Raw genomic sequence first — 7,216 nt, forward strand, 5'->3', positions numbered from 1 at the left:
GCTTAGGGTTTTATGATGTATTTATTGGCAGTCTTTTTAAATTCCTTCAATTCATCCTCTATCCAATTTTGATCCATTCCAAGTTCTTTGGCCATGATCTCTACCACTTTTGGAGCCATCTCCATGGCAGTCCTGGCATCTAGCAAAAGAATCCTAAACCTTCTTGAGAGTACATCTTCCAGTTTGACTGCCATTTCATTTCTAATGATCCAGATCACCTCGGCGATGGTATAGGGATATTTCGGATGCAGTTTTTCTCTCCATTCGGGATGGTCTTTGAGCATAAACCTGATCTGGAAAGCGTCTGAACCATAGATGGCCATATGCCCTTCATCCGGCTTGATGGTGAATCCATGAAGTTTTTGAGTGGCAGATTTGCTTTCAGACATATTTTTGCCCGATACTTTAGGGAAATATTCAACCGTATCCTCTCCCATCTTTCGGAATGTGGTCCACTTACCGCCGGTCAGGGTGACCAACTTGGAATCTGAAAGAATCACTTTATGTGTACGTGAAATCTCCTTGGTCTTGGCGCCATCTTCCTTTGGCGCAGCCAAAGGCCTCAATCCAGCAAAAACAGAAAGGATATCTGCCTTGGTGGGTTTCTTGGTCAGGTAGGCTTGGGCAGTTTCCAAGACAAAATCGATTTCCTTTTCCAAAGCTTCCGGTTCTAATTGGGGTTTGTCCTTCAGGGTATCTGTGGTCCCGACGACAAGCTTCCCATGCCAAGGCACGGCAAACAACACCCTGCCATCAGAAGTTTTGGGAATCATCAAAGCATCATTGCCTCCCAAAAAAGACTGGTCAAAAACCAAATGTATGCCTTGACTTGGCTGTATGCTTTTTCTCGCATCAGGATTATCCATCTTCAAGATCTTGTCAGCAAAAACACCGGTGGCATTGACAACCATTCTTGCCTTGATCTGTAAATGGCTTCCATCCAATTGGTCGATAAAATTCAGGCCATCGACTTTTCCATTGGTATCTTTGGTCAAGGATTCTACTTTGGAATAATTCAATACACAACCGCCGAGTTCGTCACAGGTCTGTGCCAAAGCAATGATCATTCTGGCATCATCAAACTGACCGTCATGGTAGACTACCCCGCCTTTCAGTCCTTCCTGTTTGATCTGTGGCATCCTTCGGACAGTTTCTGTTTTATTGATAAACTTCGATTTGCCAAGCCTCCACTTTCCTGCCATCAGGTCGTATAATTTGAGACCGAAAGAATATAGTAACCTGTCAAACCAAGTATAAATGGGAATGATAAAAGGTTGGTTGTAGGTCAGATGGGGAGCATTTTCCAAAAGCCGTCCCCTTTCTTTCAAAGCTTCCAACACCAACAATACATCGCCTTGGGCAAGGTAGCGGACACCGCCATGAAGGAGCTTGGTACTGCGGCTGGAAGTGCCTTTGGCAAAATCCGATTTTTCTAACAAAACTACCGAAAGACCTCTCGAAAGCGCATCCAAGGCGACGCCAAATCCTGAAGAACCGCCTCCGATAATGGCAATATCCCAGATTTTTTCCTGATTGTCTTTGATTTTACTGAGGTTAGCTGACCTGTGCATAACGAAAAATTTTTCTTTCCAAGTTAATGGAAAAAAGAGGGAAAGAAAAATATTGAAAAAAGTTTAAAAGGATGATTTAAGCCACCCCAAAAAGTATTTCGAAATATTAATTATTTGGTAAAAAACTTCAATAATCCTTAAAAACTTTCCTCTCCACCGTACTGCCATCTTCCTTTAGAGAAACTTCGAATATAAAATCATACTCAATGTCCTGAAGCTCGGGATATTTTTCACCTGAACCGACAAAATAATTAGCCAAATGATTTATTGTGTTGCTATGACCCACAACAAGGATATTTCCTGTTCTTTGCCGTAGTTCCTTGACTAGGTCATCATGATTTTTAGGATCGTAAATTTCGATAGTCAGGCCTACAGCATCCGCCAAAGGCTGTGCGGTAGTTTTGGTGCGGATGGTATTGGTGCTAAAGATGTGTTGGATTTCTTTTTGTCCAAGTATCTGCGCAAGTTTTTTGGACCTGGCTGTTCCGGCTACGCTGAGTCCGGGGTCATCGCCTTCCAGGATTTTCTCTGCATGGCGGACAATATAAACGGTCTTTGGTTCCTGCTTGGGTGAACAAGAGAGAAACAATAAAGAAACGATGAGAAGGGTGAAAAGACTTTTCATTTCAATTATTTAAATTTTTTAGCGCAAATAAAAAGTGAAACCAATTTGTATCAAGAATGACTTTCATTCCTTACCGCCTTGATCTCTGCATCAATTTCTTCCAACGTCAATTCTGCTAATCCTACCTCTTTGGCAATATTTTGACATTCTTCGAGTGCTTTCCTTGCAAAATCGAGGTTTATTTTTTCAACAAGAAGCTTGAAATCAATGATTGGGTCACTGTCCAGATTATACTTCTCTAAATCCTTTTCACTTACTTTGACTTGTATTGTTTTCATAAACTCAGGCTTTGAAACATCAATTTAATAACTATTCTGAAAACCATGGCAAGCAAAAAATAATTCGGAAATGAAATTACCCGCTAAATGTATTTTCCAAATGCTGGTCTTTACCTCTTACAGGCTCAAACTCTAGATATTGTTCCCAAAAAGCTTCTTCCGGCAATGCTGCTCTTAAGAAGATCTTTTCCTTTTTGATAGGATGGACAAATACCAAGTGGAATGCATGGAGATTGATACTCGCATCAGGATTGGGTTTGTGAAAACCATATTTCAAATCTCCCCTGATAGGGCAGCCCATAGAAGCCAATTGCACCCTGATCTGATGCGGTCTTCCGGAAACCGGGCGTACCTCCAACAGCCAATGGTCATTCAATTTGCCCAAGGTTTTGTAATTGAGTTCGGCTTTCTGTGAACCTTCGACTTCCTTTTCGTGTGCAGTGACAAAGTTTTTAACCTCATCTTTCACCAGATAATGGGTAAGTTTACCGGTTTCTTCCTTTGGCCTATTTTTGACTATTGCCCAATACACTTTATGGATATCCCGCTTGCGGAAAAGCTCCATCATGCGCTCGAGTCCTTTGGAAGTCCTCGCAAAAACCACCAATCCACTGACAGGCCGGTCAAGCCTGTGAACAGGATGTAAAAAAACATCACCCGGTTTGTTGTATTTCTTGGCTATATATTCCCTGCAGTAATCCGTGAGCGTTTTGTCCTTGGTCTTGTCACCCTGCACGAGCACACCCGCAGCCTTATTGACTATAAGGAGGTGATTGTCTTCATAGACTACTGAAAATGGTTTCTTCTTCATAAAACTTGAGCTAAAGGTTTTTCTCCCACAAAGACACTAAGCCACGAAGGAAAATATAATTGAATGTTAATAAATATTCACAAACAAAAACTTTGCGTCTTTGTGGGATTAAATTTAGAATTCGGAAGTGAAATGGAATTCTATCTCCGGATAGTTGTCCTGCACCATCTGAAGCCAAGCACTCGATTCGGCCATAAAGACCACTTTTCCGTCTTTGTCATAAGCAATGTGCCTGCTCTTCGACCGGATAAATTCATCTAACTGCTTTTTGTCTTTGCTGCTGATCCAACAGGCTTTATATAAGTTCATCGGAGCGAATTCCACCGAAGCGTTGTATTCATTTTTCAACCTGAACTGAATCACCTCAAACTGCAGCTGACCCACAGTACCCACTACTTTACGGTTACCCATTTCGTAAGTGAAATATTGGGCAACACCCTCTTCCATCAATTGCTTCAAACCCTTTTCCAATTGCTTGGTCTTCATGGCATCTTTGTTGATGACTTCTTTGAAGATTTCGGGGGAGAAACTCGGAATACCTTTGAAGGTCATGTTTTCACCTTCGGTAAGCGTATCACCGATTTTCAAATTGCCTGTATCAAACAAACCGACGATATCACCCGGAAATGCCTCATCGACGATTTCTCTGTCCTGCGCCATAAATTGGGTCACGTTAGAAAACCGAAGCGGTTTAGGTCCACGGACATGGTTGTAAGGTTTGTTTCTTTCAAATCTTCCAGAAACTATCCTCAAGAAAGCGATCCTGTTTCTGTGGTTCGGATCCATATTGGCGTGAATCTTAAAGACAAATCCTGAAAACTTTGGCTCCTCAGGCTTTACCTCACGCTCCTCTGTATTCCTACCTATGGGGGCCGGTGCGATCCGGATAAAGGTATCGAGCATTTCATTAACGCCGAAGTTATTGACGGCAGAGCCGAAAAACACAGGGGCAACCTTTCCTTCAAGATATTCTTTTGGATCAAAATCAGGATAAACTCCCTCAATCAATTCAACATCTTCACGCAGTTGCCTGGCATTATTTCCTCCAATCAATTCATCCAATTTCGTGTCTTCCAAGTTTTGGATCGTCTCTCTGGCATCGCTCAGTTTCCGCTGGCTTGGGGTGAAAAGATTGAGCTTTTTGTCATAAAGGTTATAGACACCTTTGAATCCCTTGCCCATTCCGATTGGCCAGGAAAGTGGCCTTACCTGAATGTTCAATTTTTCTTCTACCTCATCCAACAACTCATAAGGATCTCTTCCTTCACGGTCAAGTTTGTTGATAAAACAGATCACAGGCGTATTTCTCATCCTACAGACTTCCATGAGTTTTTCGGTCTGGATTTCGACGCCTTTGACACAATCGATGACCATGATGACCGAATCGACAGCTGTCAAAGTCCGATACGTATCTTCCGCAAAATCCTGGTGACCGGGCGTATCCAACAGGTTGATTTTGACACCCTGATATTCAAAACCCATCACAGAGGTAGCCACTGAGATCCCTCTTTGTTTTTCTATTTCCATCCAGTCGGATTTGGTAGCAGTGTCGATTTTGTTGGATTTCACCGCACCCGCAGTCTGGATCGCTCCTCCAAAAAGCAGCAACTTTTCAGTCAAAGTGGTCTTTCCCGCATCAGGGTGGGCAATGATGGCAAACGTCCTTCTCTTTTGTATTTCCTTAGTCAAACTCATGTAAAGTCCTGATTCTGTAATTTTTCAGCCTGCAAAGGTAGGCTTTTAATTCTAAGGTTGGAAGGGTGGAAAGTTTAAAAGTTGAATATGGAATTTTGGATTGCTTTAAATGACCAAAAAATTAATCTATTTCTTGTAAAAGATATTCATGGATATTGGATATTCATAGATACTAATTTTTAAAACAGAAGTTTTGAATAATTTGGAATGCTACTTTCAAAATTGAAGATGAACTTAAAATCAGATATGGACAATAAACCAAAAGCAAAACTCAAACTTTCTGACCCAAAAAATCCTCCTGTTTGAATCCCTGAATGCCTTCTTTGCTCCCGTGAAGGATAATTCTAAAAGTGGTACCAACACCCAATTCAGAGTTTTTTACAAAAACTTTTCCTTTGTGGTAGCCCTCGATGATTCTTTTGGCAAGGGTCAGTCCAAGGCCCCAACCTCTCTTTCTTGTTGTAAATCCCGGATTGAAAACCTTTTTGAACATGCCTTTGTCCATGCCTTTCCCATTATCAGTGATATCCACAAACACAAACTTTTCACTTTCCTTGACAATATCTATCGAAATGCTCCCTTGTCCCTTCATGGCATCCACGGCATTTTTTACAATGTTTTCTATTACCCATTCAAAAAGCGATTTGTTAAGCATCGCTTCGATGTTATCAGCATAACCGTTGACTTGAATGTCCACTTTGGTAGAAATCCGAGGACGGAGGTAACTGATGGCCTCATCCACTACCGAAAATACATTTTCAAGCTGAATTGAAGGCGTACTCCCTATCGAGCTAAACCGCTCCGTGACCATCCTCAATTTGACCACATCTTTGTCCATCTCTTGGATGACCTCTTTATTTTCTTCCCAAATAGGTGAATTTTTGAGGTAATCCATCCATGCCATCAAGGAAGCAATCGGCGTCCCTAATTGATGTGCCGTTTCTTTGGTCAATCCTGCCCAAACCCGGTTTTGTTCAGCAACTTTTGATTGGTTGAAAACAGCAAAAGCCAGAACCCCAAACACCAAAATAACTGATAACTGGACGTAGGGATAAAACTTCAAAGAAGTCAAAAGCTCAGAGTTTCTATAAAACACCAAATACTCCTCACCTCTGATAGGTTCATACTCTTGCTTCATTTTTTCAAGTTCAGCTCTCAAGACTTTATCAATTTCTTCTTGATTGGCATTTTTCTTGAATTTGATGTTCTTATGGTCAGTAGGATTGCCGTTGGCATCTACCACTATGACCGGAATGGAGTTGTTTTGTTGAATGATCTCAGAGGTGATAAAGCTTAGGTTTTCCGCATCAATAGAAGCACTTGACGCGTATTCAAGTGCTCTTGCCAGGAGTTCAATCTGACGCTTTTCCCTATCCTTCAATTCCTCCACCAAAATATTGGTGTAGTAAATAGATCCAAAGCTGATCACAACAGAACTGATAAATATGAGCCATTTGATACGGTTTTTGTTTTGGTAAAAATCCAAAATTCCAATATCCTGAAGTGTATTCCGCATGGGGTGTGATTAATTGGACTGAAGGTTTTGTTATAGAAAACACAATTTTGCGATAGATATTATCAATCTGACAAAATTACTTGATTACCTTCTGTGGCTTCATTTTTGTACAACTACTTATATAACTAACCATAAATATAAATATTATGAGCACAAACGATATAGGATTAGAAATAAAAGAAAGCAAGGTCTTGGTAAAGAAACTTAATGTCCTCCTTGCAAATTATCAGGTATATTATCAAAACCTCAGAAATTTTCATTGGAATGTATCCGGACCCAATTTTTTCGAGTTGCATGCCAAATTTGAAGAATTATATAATGTCGCCAACCTTGGGGTAGATGAAACTGCCGAAAGGATTTTGACTTTAGGGGAAAGGCCTTTTTCCTCCTATGAAGAGTACATTGAAAACTCAGAAATCAAAGAGGCTAAAAAAGTACAAGACTCAAAAACAATGGTGGAGATCGTCAGAGACAATCTTAATACCCTTTTGAAACTTGAAAGAGAAGCCTTGGAAGCAGCAACAGAACAAGGTGACGAAGGTACTGTTTCGTTGATGAGCGATTATATCACTGCAAAAGAAAAGACAGTTTGGATGCTCTCCGCTTATTTGAAATAAAACATCAGATTTAAAAAAAAGAGGATGGGGTTTAGACCTCATCCTCTTTTTGATTTTATGGTAATGTGGTCAAAAATAGTTGGTGACTTTTACTAAAAAATTT

The 7,216-nt window shown here is 40.7% G+C and carries 7 protein-coding genes; 1 reads left to right on the forward strand and 6 read right to left on the reverse strand.

The features are described from left to right. Positions 1-2: 2 nt before the first annotated feature. From NU887_RS20150 to NU887_RS20175, 6 genes are all read right to left on the reverse strand, one after another. Complete coding sequence (locus NU887_RS20150) at positions 3-1,571, reverse strand: glycerol-3-phosphate dehydrogenase/oxidase (RefSeq protein WP_258425194.1); 1,569 nt, start codon at positions 1,569-1,571, stop codon at positions 3-5. A 127-nt stretch (positions 1,572-1,698) separates the two neighbouring features. Continuing rightward, positions 1,699-2,196 carry a SixA phosphatase family protein gene (locus NU887_RS20155; protein ID WP_258425195.1) on the reverse strand — a complete coding sequence of 166 codons (498 nt, stop codon included), beginning with the start codon at positions 2,194-2,196 and terminating at the stop codon, positions 1,699-1,701. Positions 2,197-2,246: 50 nt separating this feature from the next. Further along, positions 2,247-2,474 (reverse strand): hypothetical protein, encoded by a 228-nt coding sequence (locus tag NU887_RS20160; protein WP_113925029.1) that lies wholly within the window; start codon positions 2,472-2,474, stop codon positions 2,247-2,249. A 76-nt stretch (positions 2,475-2,550) separates the two neighbouring features. Continuing rightward, positions 2,551-3,285, reverse strand: coding sequence for an RluA family pseudouridine synthase (locus tag NU887_RS20165; protein ID WP_113925030.1), 735 nt, complete (start codon positions 3,283-3,285; stop codon positions 2,551-2,553). Positions 3,286-3,399: 114 nt separating this feature from the next. Further along, positions 3,400-4,980 carry a peptide chain release factor 3 gene (locus NU887_RS20170; protein WP_258425196.1) on the reverse strand — a complete coding sequence of 527 codons (1,581 nt, stop codon included), beginning with the start codon at positions 4,978-4,980 and terminating at the stop codon, positions 3,400-3,402. 271 nt (positions 4,981-5,251) lie between these two features. Then, entirely contained in the window at positions 5,252-6,496 is a 1,245-nt protein-coding gene (locus tag NU887_RS20175) for a sensor histidine kinase (RefSeq protein ID WP_258425197.1), read from the reverse strand. 146 nt (positions 6,497-6,642) lie between these two features. Here NU887_RS20175 and NU887_RS20180 point away from each other — a divergent pair, with 146 nt between their 5' ends. After that, the gene (locus tag NU887_RS20180; protein WP_258425198.1) at positions 6,643-7,113 is read left to right on the forward strand and encodes a Dps family protein; all 471 of its coding nucleotides are present in this window, start codon (positions 6,643-6,645) and stop codon (positions 7,111-7,113) included. Positions 7,114-7,216: the final 103 nt, after the last annotated feature.

Source organism: Aquiflexum gelatinilyticum, from assembly GCF_024741135.1.
Classification (GTDB): Bacteria; Bacteroidota; Bacteroidia; order Cytophagales; family Cyclobacteriaceae; genus Cognataquiflexum; species Cognataquiflexum gelatinilyticum.